This window comes from Pantoea sp. SO10, assembly GCF_005281435.1.
GTDB classification, from domain to species: Bacteria; Pseudomonadota; Gammaproteobacteria; order Enterobacterales; family Enterobacteriaceae; genus Pantoea; species Pantoea leporis.
Genome location: NZ_CP040095.1, coordinates 810,144 through 827,968 on the forward strand (window position 1 = coordinate 810,144; position 17,825 = coordinate 827,968).

Below are 17,825 nucleotides of genomic sequence, written 5' to 3' on the forward strand. Positions count from 1 at the left end.
AGTGACTAATAATGCACTTTTTAACCCTTAGCTCACGCATATATAAGTGGGTAGGCATAATAATGTGCGGCACGATGTTAATCGCGCCGGTGGCCCATGCCGATCAGGAAGCGAGTGATATTAATAAAATTGTCACCGCCGCTCTATCCAAACAAAAACTACCGGCCAAAATTGATATTTTTGTACGTGAAATTGCTGGCTGGAAGGGAGATGAACCACGGCGCTGGGGCTATGGCACCTATTTATGTGATTCATCTACTGATCCGCAGCACGGGGCCTGTGAAACCAGCACGAAATACTCTGGCGGCGAAGCTGAATCTGAAATCGTATTAACTTTCACCGAGCGTAAAACGAAAAATAGCGTCAATCTGAAATTGGGCGCTTACCGGCAGGCTTATGGACGTGGTGAGGCAGCACGCTGTAGTGGCGGTTTTTTTACCAATGAACACTATGCTATTAACGATCGGTTCACGCCAAACTGCATCGGCTATTTGCGGCAGGGATCAGGCCTGAGCGTATATATCAGCACAGCTCAGCTCGCGCTGTTGCCCAGCGGCGGCATATGGGAAGCCGATTTAAAAATAAATGTGATGCAGGGAGAGCCGTTTCAAAAAGCGGCGGAATGGCGCGTGCATATTCAATTGAATGTTGATGACAATGCGGCGCAACTCTATTTCCCCGCGTTTCATACCGCTACGCCGCGTATAGCCCTTAACTTGCGCGATACGGGAAAAAATATGGCGGGCGCAGGCCAAAGCTATCTGGATATGTGCATGTATGATGGTTATGGCGCCAACAGTCAATCTCTGCAATTAACGCTCTCTGATGGCGTAATGTTGCCCGATCGCAGCAGTACCGATTTCACGATTATTAAACAAGGCGCTTTGAACACGGATAAAAGCCAGCGTATCGATTTTCAAGCATTCGTGGAGTGGAATGGCATGACGCGTCAATTCACTAACCAGTCCGCGCTGATCATTCCCCGTAACGACTACGGTGACTACCGCTTAGTGATGTTGCCGGGAATCAATGTTCCGGTGGCCTGTACGCTGGGACGATTACGCTTATCGACGCCAGCCTTTGATCACGCGACTAAGGCGGCGGGTCAGTACTCAGGCACGCTGAGGCTGGAATTTAAAGTCGAAACCGGCATTCCGTAGCAGGCTGCGGGTTTTGGGAATCGAAAAAGGGCGCCGCTTTGGGCGCCCCTGAGTTTAGGCCACCTGAACCGGCAACGCCTTAGCGAGGCGCTTCATTTCGTTATCGCCTTCGAAGTAGGCAACTTTCGGCTGCCAGCTGCGTGCGACTTCATCTTCGACCTGCACGTAAGAGCAGATGATCATGATGTCACCGGCGCAGGCGCAGCGTGCGGCGGCACCGTTGACTGAGATGATCTTCGAGCCACGTTCAGCGGCAATCGCGTAGGTGGAAAAACGCTGGCCGTTGGTGACGTTGTAAATGTCGATGGCTTCGTATTGCAGAATGCCGGAGGCGTCGAGGAAATCCTGGTCAATGGCGCAGGAACCTTCGTAATGCAAATCTGCCTGAGTGACTTTAACGCGATGCAGTTTGCTTTGAAGTACGGTGCGAATCATAACTGTCTAACCTTGTTAAGCTGCCAATAAACAACGGAAAACTACTCCGTCAGATCCACTTGCTGATTATCAATCAGACGCGCATTGCCGAGCCATGCGGCCATCAAAATCACCGCGCGCTGGCTATCCACGTTCAGCGCTTGTAAAGTTTCGGCATCGCAAATCGCCAGTCCATCCGGACGGAAACCCTTCTCACGCAACGCCACTTCCGCTTGCCCGATAATCTCTTCAACATGGCGCTCGCCGTTGCTCAGACGTTCGGCCATGCTGTTCATCACCTGGCTAAGACCGGACGCGATGTTACGCTCGTCGGCGGTGAGATAGCCATTGCGCGAACTCAGCGCCAGACCATCTTTTGCGCGTACCGTTGGCACGCCCACAATCTCGATATCGAAGCCCATATCCGCCACCATCTTGCGGATAATCGCCAACTGCTGGAAATCCTTCTCGCCGAAGCAGGCGATGTCTGGCTGCACCAGATTAAACAGTTTGCAGACGATGGTGGAGACGCCGCGGAAGTGTCCCGGACGGCTGGCGCCTTCCAGCAGCGATGATAAACCCGGCACTTCCACAAAGGTTTGGCTATCCAGGCCTTTGGGATAGACATCGGCGGGCGCGGGCGCAAACACCAGATCCACGCTATGACGATTCAGCTTCTCGCAGTCGTCCTGCAGCGTGCGCGGATAGCGCGCTAAATCGTCGGGACGATCAAACTGCATCGGATTGACGAAAATCGAGACCACCACAACATCAGCGCGCTCGCGCGCTTCATCGACCAACGTCAGATGACCGTCGTGCAGGTTGCCCATGGTGGGCACCAGCGCGATACGTTTACCTGCCTGACGCCAGCGACGAATCTCACGACGCAGCATCGGCAGTGTTTCAATGATCAGCACTGCAAATCTCCTGATTTACTGGAAACTGTGTTCAGCGGCTGGATAGAGGCCCGCTTCAACGTCGGCGATATATTGGCGAATCGCCGCGCGAATGTCGCCGGTTTCTGCGAGGAAATTTTTGGCAAATTTGGGAATGTGACCGCCGGTAATGCCAAAGGCGTCGTGCATCACCAGAATCTGGCCGTCAGTGACGTTGCCCGCGCCGATGCCGATCACCGGCACCGACAGCGCTTTCGTAACGCGTTCCGCCAGCGCCACCGGCACACATTCCAGCACCAGCAGCTGCATACCGGCGGCTTCCAGCGCCAGCGCATCGGCCAGCAGACGTTCAGCGGCGGCTTCATCGCGGCCCTGCACTTTATAGCCACCGAAGATGTTCACCGACTGCGGCGTCAGGCCCAAATGGCCGCACACCGGCACGGCGCGCTCGGTTAGCATACGCACGGTTTCCGCCAGCCACTCGCCGCCTTCCAGCTTCACCATATTGGCGCCGGCGCGCATCAGCTGTGCGGCGTTAGTAAACGTCTGTTCTGGCGTGGGGTAACTCATAAACGGCAGATCGGCCATCAGCAGCGCCAGCGGTGCGCCACGGCGCACGGCGGCGGTGTGATAGGCGATATCGTCCACGGTGACCGGCAAGGTCGATTCATGGCCCTGCACGGTCATGCCGAGCGAATCGCCAATCAGCATTACCTGAATGCCTTCATCGGCAAACAGGCGGGCAAAACTGAAGTCGTACGCCGTCAGCGTGGCAAATTTGCGCCCGCTGGTTTTAAGTTGGCGTAAATGGGAGAGGGTTGTTGGTTTCATCACACGCTCCAGAGTTTTCTGATGCGCGCAGTGTACTACGGCTTACTCAGACCACAAACGGATAGCGCTGCGATCCAGGGTGGCAAGAATCACAGATAAGGCTTGTCCATTCGGCAGCGACAATTGCGGGGCAATTTCCAGCAGCGGCACCAGCATAAAAGCGCGATTGTGCATGTCGTAGTGCGGCACGGTCAGGCGCGGCGTGTTAATGGTCTGGTTGCCAAACAGCATGATATCGAGATCCAGCGTGCGCGGTCCCCAGCGTTCGGCTTTGCGCACGCGACCCTGTTCCAGCTCAATACGCTGGGTATGATCGAGCAGCGCCTCAGCGTCCAGCGCGGTTTCCAGCGCCACCACCGTATTGAGGTAATCAGGTTGATCCGGCGGGCCGTACGGCGGCGTGCGATACAGGGAAGATGTGGCGATGCGCGAGGTATGCGGAATGGCATCGAGCGCGGCCAACGCTGCATCAACCTGATGCAGCGGATCGGCCAGATTACTGCCTAAAGCGAGGTAAACGCGGGTCATTGCGGACTGTTTGTGCGAGGCCCGGTTGGACGGCGACGCGGACGGCGCGGTTTACGGCGCGGGGCCGGATCGTCGCCCAGCGTGGTCATCATGGTTTTCTGCTGCACCGGTGCCGCCGCCTGGAACTCGCCCCACCAATGCGTCAGCTTTTGCAGCTCAGGATTGTTTTCCACGTCGGCACGCAGCGCCATCAAATCGTAAGCGGCACGGAACTTAGGATGCTCCATCAGCTTCCATGCACGTTTGCCGTGACGACGCGACATGCGCAGCTGCAGCTGCCAGATATCACGAATCAGTGTGGTGATACGCTTGGGAATCGCCAGCGCGCGGCAGGCTTCATCCAGCGTTTCGTTCATCGACAAGGCGAAAGCATCGTAATAGGTCAGGCCGCTTTCCTGCGCAATGCGTTCGGCGGATTCCAACTGCGGATACCAGAACATCGCGGCAAACAGGAAAGCCGGATTGACGCGCATATCATTTTGCAGGCGGGTATCCGTATTTTTCAGAACCTGCGCCAGCATACGCTCCATCAGGCTGTCGCTTTCGGCGGTGAAACCGCGCGTCAGCATCGGGAACAGCGGCTGGAACAGCTGATATTCACGCATCATCTGATAGGTGCGGTAGCCGTAACCGGCCTGCAGCAGCTTGAGCGACTCTTCAAACATGCGCGCCGGCGGAATGTCATTCAGCAGCGTTGCCAGACGCGGAATCGGCTCGGCCGTTTCTGCCGCGATACGCATCTGCAGCTTGGCGGCGAAGCGCACCACACGCAGCATGCGCACCGGATCTTCGCGGTAGCGCGTTTCCGGATCGCCAATCATGCGAATGATGCCTTCGTGCAGATCGTGCAAGCCACCGACGTAATCACGTACGGTGAAATCGGCCACACTGTAATAGAGGCTGTTGATGGTGAGATCGCGGCGTTGGGCATCGTCTTCAATGCTGCCGAAAATATTGTCGCGCAGCAGCATGCCGTTCTGGCCGCGCTGCGAGCTGTTGCGATCTTCTTCGCTCTCTTCATGATGATGACCACGGAAGGTGGCGACTTCGATCACTTCCGGACCGAACATCACATGTGCCAGACGAAAACGACGACCCACCAAACGGCAGTTGCGGAACAGCTTACGCATCTGTTCAGGCGTGGCGTTGGTGGTGATATCAAAGTCTTTCGGCTTGCTGCCGAGCAGCAAATCGCGCACGCCGCCGCCAACCAGGTAGGCTTCGAATCCGGCTTTGTTCAGACGATAGAGCACTTTGAGGGCGTTTTCGCTGATATCTTTGCGTGAGATGTTGTGGCTTTCTCGTGGAATGACAGTCATCTGACCAGGACTTTCAGCTTCCACCTCTTCAGGCGCCTCCTCATCACGCTTGAGGACTCTCCGGCAAAAATTAGCGACTCGGGTAAAAATGGGACACCTCGACAGTGAGAAAAAGGGTGTTAATAAAATCAGCGGCTAATCATAGCCTGTTGAGAACCATTTAGGAATGGTGATGTCGTTTCATCCTCTTTAAGACCGTTCTGCAACGGAATCAGGCGGATATTCCACTGCGCGACGGCCTGTTTCAACAGGCTTTCCAGCGATTCATCCTGCCAGCCAGCCGAAACCGGCTGACCAAGAAAGCGTAAAGCCTGCACCAGCAGCGGCCGCGCATCGCCAGCGGGCAACGCGGGCGCATGATTCTGCTTGGAAAGCTTGTTGCCATCGCGATTGACCGCCAGCGGCAAATGCAGGTAATCCGGCACTGGCCAGGCAAACTGCTGATACAGCGCAATCTGGCGCACCGTGGGCTCAATCAAATCTGCGCCGCGCACGATTTCCGTCACGCCCTGAAAATGGTCATCAACCACCACCGCGAGATTGTAGGCAAACAGCCCATCACGGCGATGGATAATAAAATCTTCCTGCGCCAGCTGCGCTTCAGCCGGCAACTGGCCACGCAGGCGATCGTCAAAGCCGTTAACCGGCGCATGCTGACGCAGGCGCAGCGCGGCGTTGTGCGGCGGCAGCTGCAAATCGCGGCAGTGACCATCGTAAAAACCGCCCAGCTGCTGGATGCGGCTACGCGTGCAGGTGCAGAAGTAACTTTGTCGATGCGTTTGCAGCCAGCTTAGCGCGGCGCGATAGGCATCGTGGCGCTGTGACTGCCATAAAACGTCGCCATCCCAGTAAAGACCATAATGTTCCAGCTGCTGCAAAATACGCGTTGCGGCACCGGGAACTTCACGCGGGGGATCGATATCTTCGATGCGCACCAGCCAGCGTCCCTGTTGCGCGCGCGCACTCAGGTAACTGCCTAATGCAGCAATCAGCGAACCAAAATGGAGGTCACCAGAAGGGGAGGGAGCGAAACGCCCAATGCAATTTGAAGAATTCATAACGAAGTGTACCGCACGTCGGGAAAACAGGGATTTTCCCGGCTGTGCGGTAGCAATTTGCTTACGGCCATTAGCCAGCCATCTGCTTCTCGCGGATTTCTGCCAGCGTTTTGCAGTCAATGCAGAGATCGGCAGTCGGACGCGCTTCAAGGCGGCGAATACCAATTTCTACACCGCAGGAGTCGCAGTAACCGAAATCGTCGTCATCCACTTTCTTGAGCGTTTTCTCAATCTTTTTAATGAGTTTGCGCTCACGATCGCGGTTACGCAATTCCAGGCTGAACTCTTCTTCCTGCGCAGCACGGTCGACCGGATCCGGGAAGTTGGCAGCTTCGTCCTGCATATGTGACACAGTGCGATCTACTTCATCCCGAAGTTGGTTGCGCCAGGCTTCCAGAATCTTACGGAAATGGCCTAGCTGGGCGTCGTTCATATACTCTTCGCCCGGTTTCACCTGATACGGCTCCACTCCAGCGATGGCGAGGATACTCAGGGACGATGTTTTACGGTTTTGCCCTTCTTGCATGTTGTTTCTCCTGGATAACACGCACTTCCCTAGATACGTCAAGTTGCATGTGCGTTGACTGTGTGCCTGCAACCTAAACGATTTAGGGCTTATCGATTCCCATAAAGGGAAAAAAACAGGCCGCTATAAATAGCAGAAGCCATCAAGGTTGGCAATTATTCCTGACCACTACTTGACAAGCCTCTGAACAATCGCGTATTCAGCGCCTCGCCCAGAACATTCCTACCACACCAAATTGCTTTAAATATTACAACGCTACGTTAATCGGTTGCGTAAGTAATATCTTTAACGGTGAAATTTGCGCTTGATACGCCAAAACTTCCACACCACCACGCTGCGCCTGTTCCAGTAGTTCTGCGTAGTGCACGTCGATATGGCGTGCCGGGGAAACGTCCTCAATCCCCGTATGCAGAACTGCGAACAACAAAACGGCTCGATGACCTTCTGCCACGATGGTGCTCAATTCGCGCAGATGTTTCTGTCCACGAGCCGTCACCGCATCCGGAAAATAGCCTTTACCTGCTTGTAAAAGGGTGACGGACTTGACTTCAATATAGCAGTTGGATCGGCCATCCGCTTGCAGCAGGAAGTCAATTCGGCTTTTTTCCGTGCCGTATTTCACTTCAGGCTGGCAGCGGCTGTAAGCGGATAATTCCGGAATCGTGTCGAGCGTCAGCGCCTCGCGCACCAGCTGATTGGCGCGCAGCGTATTCACGCAGATCCAGTGGCCTTGTTGGGTCTCGGTGAGTTCCCAACTGTGCGGATATTTCCGCGTGGCACTGCTGGATGTCGAATACCACACGGTATCGCCCGGCGTGGCGCAGCCGGTCATCGCGCCGGTATTGGCGCAGTGAATGGTCAGCGTTTCACCTTCTGGCGTAACCACATCGGCTAAAAAGCGTTTGTAACGGGCGATCAAACGGGCGGGTTTAAGCGGCGGATCGAATTCCATTTACTCTCCTGTGGATGATAGTAGCGGCCAGCGGGCCAGCGCCTGATAACGTGTGCGGCCGCGCGTCACGTTCGAAGCGAACAGCGCAAAATGGCGGATATCGGTGCGCCAGTGAAAACCGCGCGGCGGCAGCGCGATCTGTGACGCTGCTTGGCGCAACAGCGTGACGTGCGGATGAAACGGCTGCGGGCTCTGTGCGCAGCCATGACGTGCGGCTTGTGCGCGCAGTAGGCTGGCGAGCTGCAGTAATCCGCGCGGCGCCCGCTGACAACCGAGCCACACCACGCCGGGACGCGGCCAGTGACCGGCGTCATCCAAATCGAGGGCAAAACCGGGCTGTTCGATGCGTGAGGCCAGCCGCTGCAGCTTGCGAGACGTCTCATCGCTGACCTCGCCGAGAAACGCCAGCGTCAGGTGCAGGTTGGCCGCCGCCACCGGTTTCCCGGCTTCGGCAGCAAAATTATCCGCGCGCCACTGCACCAACTGTTGCTGGAGCGGAGCGGGCAGTTCAAGAGCAAAAAACAGACGTTGCGTTGCCAGGTTGGCCTCCGGTAATCCGCGCCTCAGAGTGCTACAATGCGCGCCATCTTAGCACAGGCATTTTGGGAGTTGAGTTTGAGTGAGTTACCGGTAAGCGAGGTGCTGCCTGCGTTGCTGGACGCGCTGGCGCAGTCGCCGCAGGTGTTGCTGGCGGCGCCGACCGGCGCAGGTAAATCAACCTGGCTGCCATTACAACTGCTGCAACACACCCCATTGCCCGGCCGCATCATCATGCTGGAGCCGCGCCGACTGGCGGCACGCAACGTGGCGCAGCGTCTGGCAGAACAGCTTGGCGAGCAGCCGGGCGGCACCGTTGGCTATCGCATGCGCGGTGAAAACTGCTGCGGTGCCAACACGCGCCTCGAAGTGGTCACCGAAGGCATTTTGACGCGCATGTTGCAGCGCGATCCGATGCTGGAAGGCGTCTCGCTGGTGATCCTCGATGAATTCCATGAACGCAGCCTGCAGGCCGATCTCGCGCTGGCGCTGCTGCTCGATGTGCAGCAAGGATTGCGCGACGATCTGAAAATTCTGCTGATGTCGGCCACGCTCGATAATCAGCGTTTGCGTCAGCTGCTGCCGGATGCGCCCTTTGTGGTCTCTGAGGGCCGCAGCTTCCCGGTCACGCGCCGCTATGCCTCACTCAACAGTCAGCAACGTTTTGAAGAAGCGGTAGCGCGCGAGGTGGCGCAACTGCTGCGCGAAGAGTCAGGATCGCTGCTGCTGTTCCTGCCCGGCGTGGCGGAGATCGAACGGGTTAAGCGCGAGCTGGAAGCGCGGGTCAGTGACGAGGTGGATCTTTCTCCTTTATATGGCGCGCTGTCGCTGGAGGCGCAACGCCGCGCCATCCTGCCGTCTCCGGCGGACCGCCGCAAAGTGGTGCTGGCGACCAACATCGCCGAAACCAGCTTGACCATCGAAGGTATCCGCTTAGTGGTCGATAGCGCGCTGGAGCGCTCGGCGCAGTTTGACGTGCGCAGCGGCGTGACGCGGCTGCAAACGCAGCGTATCAGCCAGGCGTCGATGACGCAGCGCGCCGGTCGTGCTGGTCGTCTGGAACCTGGCATCTGCCTGCACTTACTGCCACAAGAGCAGGCGCTGCGTGCGGCGGCGCAGAGTGAACCCGAAATTCTCAATAGCGATTTGACCTCGCTGCAGATCGATCTGCTGCAATGGGGATGTCAGAATGCGTCGCAGCTTATGTGGCTTGACGCGCCGCCGCCGCGCAACGTGCGTGCGGCGTGCGAGCGGTTAACCCAGCTAGGCGCGCTGGAGAATCACCAGCTCAACGCGCGCGGTCGAAAAATGGCCGCGTTGGGCAGCGATCCGCGCCTGAGCGCGATTCTGGTGGCTGCCGGGCAAAACAACGATGCCATCGCCAGCGCCGCGCTGCTGGTGGCGATTCTGGAAGATCCGCCACGCAGCGGCAGCGCCGATCTGCGTGATGCGCTTAACCATCCGCAGTCGCACTGGCAGCGCCGCGCGTGTCAGTGGCAGAAGCGCCTCAACGCCAGCGGCGGCACCATTAATCCCGACCTGTTCCCGCAGCTGCTGGCCGCCGGTTTTGCCGATCGTCTGGCGCAGCGTCGTGGCGACAGCGCGCGCTATCAGCTGGCGAACGGCATTGGCGCGATGCTCAACGAGCAGGATGGTTTGAGCCGCTACGAGTGGCTGATTGCACCGATGCTGCTGCAGGGCGCCAGCGCCGCCGAAGCGCGCATGTTACTGGCGCTGCCGGTGGATATCGACGCGCTGCGCCGCGAATGCCCCACCTTAATTGAGCAGCGTACCGACGTGGAGTGGGACGAAGATAAAGGCACTTTACGTGCCTGGAAACGCGAACTGATCGGCGCGCTGGTCCTAAAAGCGCAGCCGCAGGCACGCCCGGAGGCGGAAATATTGCATCCGGCGATGCTGCGCTGGATCCGCGAAAAAGGATTGTCGGTGCTGGGCTGGAAAGAAGACGCCGAACAGCTACGCTTGCGGGTGCACTGTGCCGCGCAGTGGCTGCCGGAAGAGGCGTGGCCGGCGCTGGACGATGAAAGCCTGCTCGATACGCTTGAAAGCTGGCTGCTGCCGGAGATGAGCGCGGTACGCGATCTGAAAGGATTGCAGAGCATCAACCTTGTCAGCGCATTATTACATTTGCTGACATGGTCACAACGTCAGCGGCTGGATACTGTGCTGCCAACTCATTACACTGTGCCGACCGGAAGCCGCCTGCCGATCCGCTACGATGCAGAGAAGCCACCCGCGCTGGCGGTGCGGATTCAGGAGATGTTTGGCGAAGCACAGAATCCGGCGGTGGCCGATGGCCGCGTACCGCTGGTGTTAGAGCTGCTCTCGCCCGCGCACCGTCCGCTGCAGATCACCCGTGACCTCGCGGCGTTCTGGCGTGGTGCGTATCCCGAAGTGCAGAAAGAGATGAAAGGGCGCTATCCAAAGCATCCGTGGCCGGACGATCCGGCCAACGCCTTACCCACAAGGCGGACCAAGAAATTTTCATCGTGAAACGCTGTGGATCGAATTCAGAGGGTTCTGCCATGCGTCGCATGAGAAAGCAGTTAGAGTAACGGCCGCCGCCGTAGCAATACCTGGAGAATAAAAGCATGTCTGGGAACGATCGCGAACCTATCGGGCGCAAAGGAAAAGCGCCAAAGCCGCCGCGCAGCACTGCGCGTCGGGGTCGCCGCAGGGAACTTGATGATGATATCGATCAGGACGATTTTGACGAAGAAGATGAGGAGAGTGGACCGGTGCCACCAAAAAGTAAAAAACGTCCGCCACGCGGTAAACGTCGCTGGTTGGGCTGGTTGATTAAACTCTTCCTGGTCTTTGTGGTGGTGATGGCCGCCTGGGGCGTCTATCTCGACTCGGAAATCCGCAGCCGCATCGACGGTAAAGTGTGGCAACTGCCTGCTGCCGTTTATGGCCGCATGGTCAGCCTCGAACCGGGCATGTCGTACGACAAAAAAGAGATGATTGCGCTGCTGGAAGGCACGCAGTATCGCGAAGTGTCGCGCATTACCCGTCCGGGCGAGTTTAGCGTCAAAGGCAACACCATTGATCTGCTGCGCCGTCCGTTTGATTTCCCGGACAGCAAAGAGGGGCAGATCAACGCGCGCCTGACCTTTAGCAACAATGAGCTGAGCGAGATTAAAAACCTCGATACCGGCCGCGATTTTGGCTTCTTCCGCCTCGATCCGCGCCTGATCACCATGTTGCAGTCGCCGAACGGTGAACAGCGTCTGTTCGTGCCGCGCGCCGGTTTCCCGGATCTGCTGGTGAGCACCTTGATCGCCACTGAAGACCGCCACTTCTACGAGCACGACGGCATTAGCCCGTATTCGATTGGTCGTGCGTTCCTCGCCAACATCACCGCCGGTAAAGCGGTGCAGGGCGGTAGTACGCTGACGCAGCAGCTGGTGAAAAACCTGTTCCTCACCAACGAGCGTTCGCTGTGGCGTAAAGCGCGTGAAGCTTATATGGCGGTGATCATGGATGCGCGCTACAGCAAAGATCGCATCCTCGAGCTGTATCTCAACGAGGTGTATCTCGGCCAGACCGGTAATGACCAGATCCGCGGTTTCCCGCTGGCGAGCCTTTACTACTTCGGTCGTCCGGTGGATGAGCTGAGCCTCGATCAGCAGGCGATGCTGGTCGGCATGGTGAAAGGCGCGTCGCTGTACAATCCGTGGCGTAACCCGAAACTGGCGCTGGAGCGACGTAATCTGGTGCTGCGTTTGTTGCAGCAGCAGAACGTCATCGATCAGGAACTGTATGACATGCTGTCGGCGCGTCCGCTTGGCGTGCAGCCAAAAGGCGGCGTGATCACGCCTCAGCCGGCATTTATGCAGATGGTGCGTAACGAGCTGCAGGCTAAGCTCGGCGACAAAATGAAAGATCTCTCCGGCGTGAAGATTTTCACCACGCTGGATGCGATTTCGCAGGATGCCGCAGAGAAAGCGGTGATTGAAGGCATCCCAACGCTGAAAAAACAGCGTGGCCTGAAAGATCTGGAAACCGCGATGGTGGTAGTGGACCGCTTCAGCGGTGAAGTGCGCGCCATGGTCGGCGGTGCCGATCCGCAGTTCGCCGGTTACAACCGCGCGCTGCAGGCACGTCGTTCGATTGGCTCGCTGGCAAAACCGGCCACCTATCTCACCGCGCTGAGCCAGCCGAACAGCTATCGCCTCAACAGCTGGATCGCCGATGAACCGATTGCGCTGAAACAGCCGAATGGAACCATCTGGAAACCGATGAATGACGATCGTCGTTTCAGCGGCAAAGTGATGCTGGTGGATGCGCTGACCAACTCGATGAACGTGCCAACCGTCAACCTCGGTATGACGCTGGGACTGGATGCGGTGGTCGATACCTGGAACAAGCTCGGCGTGCCGAAAGATCAGCTGCATCCGGTGCCGTCAATGCTGCTCGGTGCGCTGAACCTGACGCCGATTGAAGTGGCGCAGGCGTTCCAGTCGATTGCCAGCGGCGGTAACCGCGCTGAGCTGTCGGCGGTGCGTTCGGTGATTGCGGAAGATGGCGCGGTGCTGTATCAGAGCTATCCGCAGGCGCAGCGTGTTGAACCGGCGCAGGCGGCGTATCTGACGCTCTACACCATGCAGCAGGTCGCCGATCACGGTACCGCGCGTGCGCTGGGTGCGCGTTATCCTAAAGCGCATCTGGCTGGCAAAACCGGTACCACCAATGACCTGATCGATAGCTGGTTCGCCGGTATTGATGGCAAAGAAGTGGCGATTACCTGGGTTGGCCGCGATAACAACCAAACCTCGAAGCTGTACGGTGCCAGCGGTGCAATGCAGCTTTATCGTCGCTATCTCGACAACCAGGCGCCAATGCCGCTGGTGCTGACGCCGCCGGAAGATATCACGCAGATGAATATCGATTCTGCCGGTAACTTTATCTGCGGTACGGGCAGCAGCACATGGCGTTCGCTGCCGGTGTGGTCGCTGGATCCGAACGCGCTGTGTCAGCAGCAGCAAGAGCAGGTTCAGCAACAACAGCAGCAGTTGCAGCAGCAACAAGAGCAGCAACAGCAACAGCAGCAACAACAGCAGCAGCCACAGAATGAGCAGAAAGATTCTGACGGCGTGGCGGGTTGGATTAAAGATATGTTCGGCAGCAAATAAGTTGCTGAGAAAACACAGGGCGCTGCGGCGCCCTTTTTTATGCTTAGGATTGGTTGAGGGATCTTAGCGAGGCACAAATAATTTCAGCGATTTTTTCGCCTGCTGTTCTCTCCTCAATTTGCAGTTCTTCCCTCAAAACCCGTTCCCGAGTGGCTTTCATCGGATCGCGTCCGGCGACGATATTGTCGACAAAAGTAAAAATATCCTCCTCCTGCCAGGCCACGTCGTAGGCGTTATAGATGAAGTCAGCGGTGCGATTCAGGCCATAACAGCTTTCATGAGTCAGGTAGAGAATCGGTTTTTTTGACGGCAAATATTCGAATAAGAATGAACCCGCGTCAGCGAGCAGCGCATCCGAACGAGCAAACGTCTGTTTGTAATCATGTCCGCTATCCCACTCCACATTTGAATGATGTTTTGCGGCATCAAACAGTTGCTGATACAGGCTGCGCGCGGTTGCGCTGGCTTCCCCTATCCACTGACTCAGTAGCGGGTGAGGGCGAATGATCAAATGGATATCCGCACGCTCAATCAGCTTTAAAAAAGCGGCGCCGTAGAGCGTAAAAGTGGTAGACATTTTGCGTCCGTCAGGCAGCACAAAATGCGGCGTCCAAAGCAACGTTTTGATCTTTGTGGGTGGCTTTTCGTCGGGCAGATGAAAGCGGCGCTGATAGTGGTCAAACTTGGGGTGACCCGTAACATAGACGTGGTTGTTGCCCGCGTCGCACTGAATACCAAACTCCGCTTTATGTCGCTCCGAGCGAGAAAAAATCCACGTCGCCAGATTTTGGCACAGCAAATTAAATTGATAGAGTTGGACCTCTTCACTGATGCCGCTATCGAGCGCATAAGGGATGTAAGCGATTTTCACGCCGCGCTCATGCAGGTAGTCGCTGCGAAAGGCTTCGGGGCGTGCTTCGTCGTAAGGGTTTTGCAAGAACACCACATCGGGCTGACGCTGCTCCAACTGATAGTCTTCAAATCCTGTGTAATCCAGCCCTCTTTCACGCAGAATCTCACGCTGAATATCGCCGTTAACATCGCTCGCCTTCCAGTTCAGGTAAGGCACCACCACGATGCGGCAATCGAACGCGGGATTGGCCTGCATCGCCTCAATCACCGATTCAAAGTTCGTCCAACCCGGTGGCCACTGGAAGTAAAAGTCGACTTTAATGGGGCCTGAAGTGGAGGGTGTGAATTTGGCGGGCGCAACGATTTGACTCAACGGTTTTCTGAAGAGTGCGCGGTAATCTACCGTTCGATTTTCGATATCGCTTTTATCGAGCCGTTGTGCACCGGCGTTGGGGAATACGCCCAGCCAAAGATCCTGCTGCATCAGGCTATTCCAGTGCACATCAAGGGCATATTGTGCCTGCGCACCACCTTGCAATTGCGCCTGCAGCGCCTCGCGATAGTTTTTAATCAGCGTGGTGTAATAGCGGTGATTTACGATATAGGCGCATGCACACCACGCGAAGTTAGCGCGCACGATATAGTCCACACTTTTTAACGGCGTGACGCGGCGGTAATTGGCCGCCAGAAAAGCCACTTGCCAGTTGATTTGCGGCAGGGCGGCAAAGTAGCGGTTGAGATTGTCGTAGTTCTTCTGGCTTTCATTGAAGCTAAAATCATCCTCCAGAATCAGCACGCGCTCCCAGCCGTTATCGCGTGCCATCTCCAGCGCGGCGATATGCGATTGCGTGCAGCCGATGTAGCCCTTTTCATGCTTGATCGCGTCCAGGCGAACGATTTTTTCAGCGGTTAAACCCAGCTTTTTAAGTTGTTTAGTAATGCGGCTTAATCGGTCTTTGCGTTTCTTCAAATTGATGAAGATAACGCGATCAACAATGTTCCAGTTTATAGCGGTCATGACTGTGTCTGCAGGAAGGAGAATGCAGGAGATAAGCAATTAGCGGGCCATTTTTTTAACTTTATGATTTTACTCGTTATCGTTGGTTTGATGCTCTGTCGGGATGAAATAAACTTCCTCTGTGCGGCAATGCAATTTCCCGATTGCCGGCCTCCGCTCCTTTTATTGCTCATTTATTATTTGCGATCATGAATATGCGCGATCTGGCTGTAAACGCCGCGCTTACAGGCATTAATCGTTGCGAATATGACGCTATTTCGCCTAAAATCTGTGCGTCATAATAATCATTCTCGTTTGTATTCGCCTGCATCGACTTTTTTCGAGAGACCTCACTTATGAATACGCGAAACACCAATCCTTGTTTCTTACGCCCGCGTTCGCTGGCTTGGTTTATTTCACTGACTATGGGTACGTTCAGCGTGCAGGCGTTGGCAGAAGATACCGTGGTGGTTAGCGCCGATGGCAGCAGCGGTGTCGAACAAGAGAAAGCGTGGGGCCCGTCGCCAACCATTGCGGCCAAACGCAGCGCCACCGGCACCAAAACCGATACGCCGATTGAGAAGAATCCGCAGTCAATCTCGGTAGTCACGCAGGAAGAGATGGCGATGAAAAACGTCACCAGCGTGAAAGGGGCTTTCAACTACACGCCAGGCGTGTTGACCGGTAACCGCGGTAGCTCCAATGTCATCGATGCGCTCTCTATTCGCGGCTTCAGCGAAACCAACACCAACCAATATCTTGATGGCCTGAAACTGCAGGGTGATAACTACTCTGAGTTTGCTATCGATCCTTATTTCCTTGAACGCGCCGAACTGTTGCGCGGTCCGGTTTCGGTGCTGTACGGCAAGAGCAATCCGGGCGGCGTGGTGTCGCTGGTGAGTAAGCGTCCGACGCAGGAGACGCTGCGTGAAGTGCAGTTCCAGATGGGCACAAACAATGAGTTCTCCACGGGTTTCGATTTCAGCGGCTCGCTGGATGATGACGGCGTTTACAGCTATCGCCTGACCGGTCTCGCGCGCAGCGCCGATGCGCAGCAGGATATGAACAAAGAGAAGCGCTACACCATTGCGCCATCATTCAGCTGGCGTCCGAATGAGAATACGCGTTTCGATTTGCTGACCTACTTCCAGAACGAACCGGAAACCGGCTATTACGGCTGGTTGCCGCGTCAGGGCACTGTGGTGGGCATCACGCGTCCTGACGGCAGCAGTTACAAGCTGCCAACTAACTTTGATGAAGGCGAAGACAGCAACAAGATTTCGCGCAACACCAGGATGGTGGGCTACAACTTCGAGCACAGCTTCAACGACACCTGGACGGTGCGGCAGAATTTGCGCTATGCGGATCTGAGAACGGATTATCGCAGCATTTATGGCAATGGTTTTAATGCCGCAACACAGCAAATCACCCGCGGTTCAGCGGTTTCTGATGAAAAGCTCAACCAGTTTGCAGTCGATAACCAGGCGCAGGCCAAATTCACCACCAGTCAAATTGATCACACACTGTTGCTGGGTGTCGATTTCCAGCGCACGCGTAATGATATTGATGCGCAATTTGGTACCGCATCACCGCTGAATGCCGTTAATCCACAATATGGCGACGACAGCGTGACGCCGTTCCCTAATCCTTATCAGCACCTCAATAAGCAGCGCCAAACCGGTTTATACGCGCAGGATCAGATGGAGTGGAACCGCTGGGTGTTAACCCTCGGCGGTCGTTATGATTACGCGATGAACTCGGTCTATGATCGCGTAGCCAGTAGCGTTGATCGCCAGAACGATCAGGCTTTCACCTGGCGTGGCGGGCTGAACTATGTGTTTGATAACGGTATCGCACCTTACTTCAGCTACAGCGAAGCCTTCATTCCGAACTCAGGTTCAACTTATGATGGTCAAGCCTTTGATCCTTCCCGCGCGAAGCAGTATGAAGCCGGCGTGAAATACGTTCCTAAAGATCGTCCGGTGGTGTTGACGGCGGCGGTGTATCAGCTGACCAAAACCAAAAACCTGACGGCCGATCCGGATACCCTTAACCACCCAAATGCCAGCATTCAGAGTGGTGAAATCCGCTCGCGTGGCGTGGAGCTGGAAGCCAAAGCAGCGCTGAATGCCAACATCAATATGACCGCGTCTTATACCTACACTGATGCGGAATACACCGAAGACACTAACCTGAAAGGCAAAACGCCGGTGCAGGTGCCGAAGCATATGGCATCGCTGTGGAGTGATTACACCTTCCATGAAACGGCGCTGTCGGGCGTGACGGTGGGTGCGGGTGTGCGTTATGTGGGCGAGAGCAAAGGGTTGTACGCCAGCGGCGACGATGTGAACCAAAACTTCGACGTAGCCGGTTACACCACCGTTGATGCCGCACTGAAATACGATCTTGCACGCTTTGGCATGCCGGGCTCCACCATCGGCGTTAACGTCAATAACCTCTTCGATCGTGAATACGTCGCCAGCTGCTACCGCGACTACGCCTGCTACTGGGGCGCTGAGCGTCAGATTGTCGGTACTGCGACTTTCCGTTTCTGATCGTGTTACGCAGGTCGCCATCAATGGCGACCTACAGATTAACC

The 17,825-nt window shown here is 56.2% G+C and carries 14 protein-coding genes; 4 read left to right on the forward strand and 10 right to left on the reverse strand.

Annotation, left to right across the window (positions count from 1 at the left end; all coding sequences use genetic code 11):
- Nucleotides 1-74 precede the first annotated feature (74 nt).
- Entirely contained in the window at nt 75-1,160 is a 1,086-nt protein-coding gene (locus tag FCN45_RS03650) for a CfaE/CblD family pilus tip adhesin (protein ID WP_168197443.1), read from the forward strand.
- Nucleotides 1,161-1,214: 54 nt separating this feature from the next.
- Here the strand turns inward: FCN45_RS03650 and panD are convergent, their stop codons facing one another.
- The 9 genes from panD to thpR all read right to left on the reverse strand — a co-directional run bounded on the left by panD (nt 1,215) and on the right by thpR (nt 8,224).
- Complete coding sequence (gene panD, locus FCN45_RS03655; RefSeq protein WP_137385175.1) at nt 1,215-1,595, reverse strand: aspartate 1-decarboxylase; 381 nt, start codon at nt 1,593-1,595, stop codon at nt 1,215-1,217.
- Between the two features lie 41 nt (nt 1,596-1,636).
- Complete coding sequence (gene panC / locus FCN45_RS03660; protein WP_137385176.1) at nt 1,637-2,491, reverse strand: pantoate--beta-alanine ligase; 855 nt, start codon at nt 2,489-2,491, stop codon at nt 1,637-1,639.
- A 15-nt stretch (nt 2,492-2,506) separates the two neighbouring features.
- Entirely contained in the window at nt 2,507-3,301 is a 795-nt protein-coding gene (gene panB, locus FCN45_RS03665; RefSeq protein WP_137385177.1) for a 3-methyl-2-oxobutanoate hydroxymethyltransferase, read from the reverse strand.
- Between the two features lie 42 nt (nt 3,302-3,343).
- Nucleotides 3,344-3,829 (reverse strand): 2-amino-4-hydroxy-6-hydroxymethyldihydropteridine diphosphokinase, encoded by a 486-nt coding sequence (folK, locus tag FCN45_RS03670; RefSeq protein ID WP_137385178.1) that lies wholly within the window; start codon nt 3,827-3,829, stop codon nt 3,344-3,346.
- On the reverse strand, nt 3,826-5,238 hold the full coding sequence (gene pcnB, locus FCN45_RS03675) for a polynucleotide adenylyltransferase PcnB (RefSeq protein WP_206098210.1): 1,413 nt from the start codon (nt 5,236-5,238) through the stop codon (nt 3,826-3,828). Before pcnB ends, folK begins: the two co-directional genes overlap by 4 nt.
- A 38-nt stretch (nt 5,239-5,276) precedes the next feature.
- Nucleotides 5,277-6,206 carry a tRNA glutamyl-Q(34) synthetase GluQRS gene (gluQRS, locus tag FCN45_RS03680; protein WP_137385179.1) on the reverse strand — a complete coding sequence of 310 codons (930 nt, stop codon included), beginning with the start codon at nt 6,204-6,206 and terminating at the stop codon, nt 5,277-5,279.
- Between the two features lie 70 nt (nt 6,207-6,276).
- Entirely contained in the window at nt 6,277-6,732 is a 456-nt protein-coding gene (gene dksA, locus FCN45_RS03685; protein WP_007888770.1) for an RNA polymerase-binding protein DksA, read from the reverse strand.
- A gap of 247 nt (nt 6,733-6,979) precedes the next feature.
- Nucleotides 6,980-7,684, reverse strand: coding sequence for a DNA/RNA nuclease SfsA (sfsA, locus tag FCN45_RS03695; RefSeq protein WP_101762065.1), 705 nt, complete (start codon nt 7,682-7,684; stop codon nt 6,980-6,982).
- Entirely contained in the window at nt 7,685-8,224 is a 540-nt protein-coding gene (thpR, locus tag FCN45_RS03700) for an RNA 2',3'-cyclic phosphodiesterase (RefSeq protein ID WP_137385180.1), read from the reverse strand. It abuts the gene before it with no gap.
- Between the two features lie 36 nt (nt 8,225-8,260).
- On the opposite strand from thpR, the gene hrpB reads away from it, so the two are divergent.
- Together hrpB and mrcB are read left to right on the forward strand one after the other, a co-directional pair.
- The gene (gene hrpB / locus FCN45_RS03705; RefSeq protein ID WP_137385181.1) at nt 8,261-10,735 is read left to right on the forward strand and encodes an ATP-dependent helicase HrpB; all 2,475 of its coding nucleotides are present in this window, start codon (nt 8,261-8,263) and stop codon (nt 10,733-10,735) included.
- 98 nt (nt 10,736-10,833) lie between these two features.
- Complete coding sequence (gene mrcB / locus FCN45_RS03710) at nt 10,834-13,377, forward strand: bifunctional glycosyl transferase/transpeptidase (RefSeq protein WP_137385182.1); 2,544 nt, start codon at nt 10,834-10,836, stop codon at nt 13,375-13,377.
- A gap of 43 nt (nt 13,378-13,420) precedes the next feature.
- On the opposite strand, the gene FCN45_RS03715 is transcribed toward mrcB, so the two are convergent.
- Nucleotides 13,421-15,247, reverse strand: coding sequence for a glycosyltransferase family 25 protein (locus FCN45_RS03715; RefSeq protein ID WP_137385183.1), 1,827 nt, complete (start codon nt 15,245-15,247; stop codon nt 13,421-13,423).
- A 335-nt stretch (nt 15,248-15,582) separates the two neighbouring features.
- On the opposite strand from FCN45_RS03715, the gene fhuA reads away from it, so the two are divergent.
- On the forward strand, nt 15,583-17,781 hold the full coding sequence (gene fhuA, locus FCN45_RS03720) for a ferrichrome porin FhuA (RefSeq protein ID WP_137385184.1): 2,199 nt from the start codon (nt 15,583-15,585) through the stop codon (nt 17,779-17,781).
- Nucleotides 17,782-17,825: the final 44 nt, after the last annotated feature.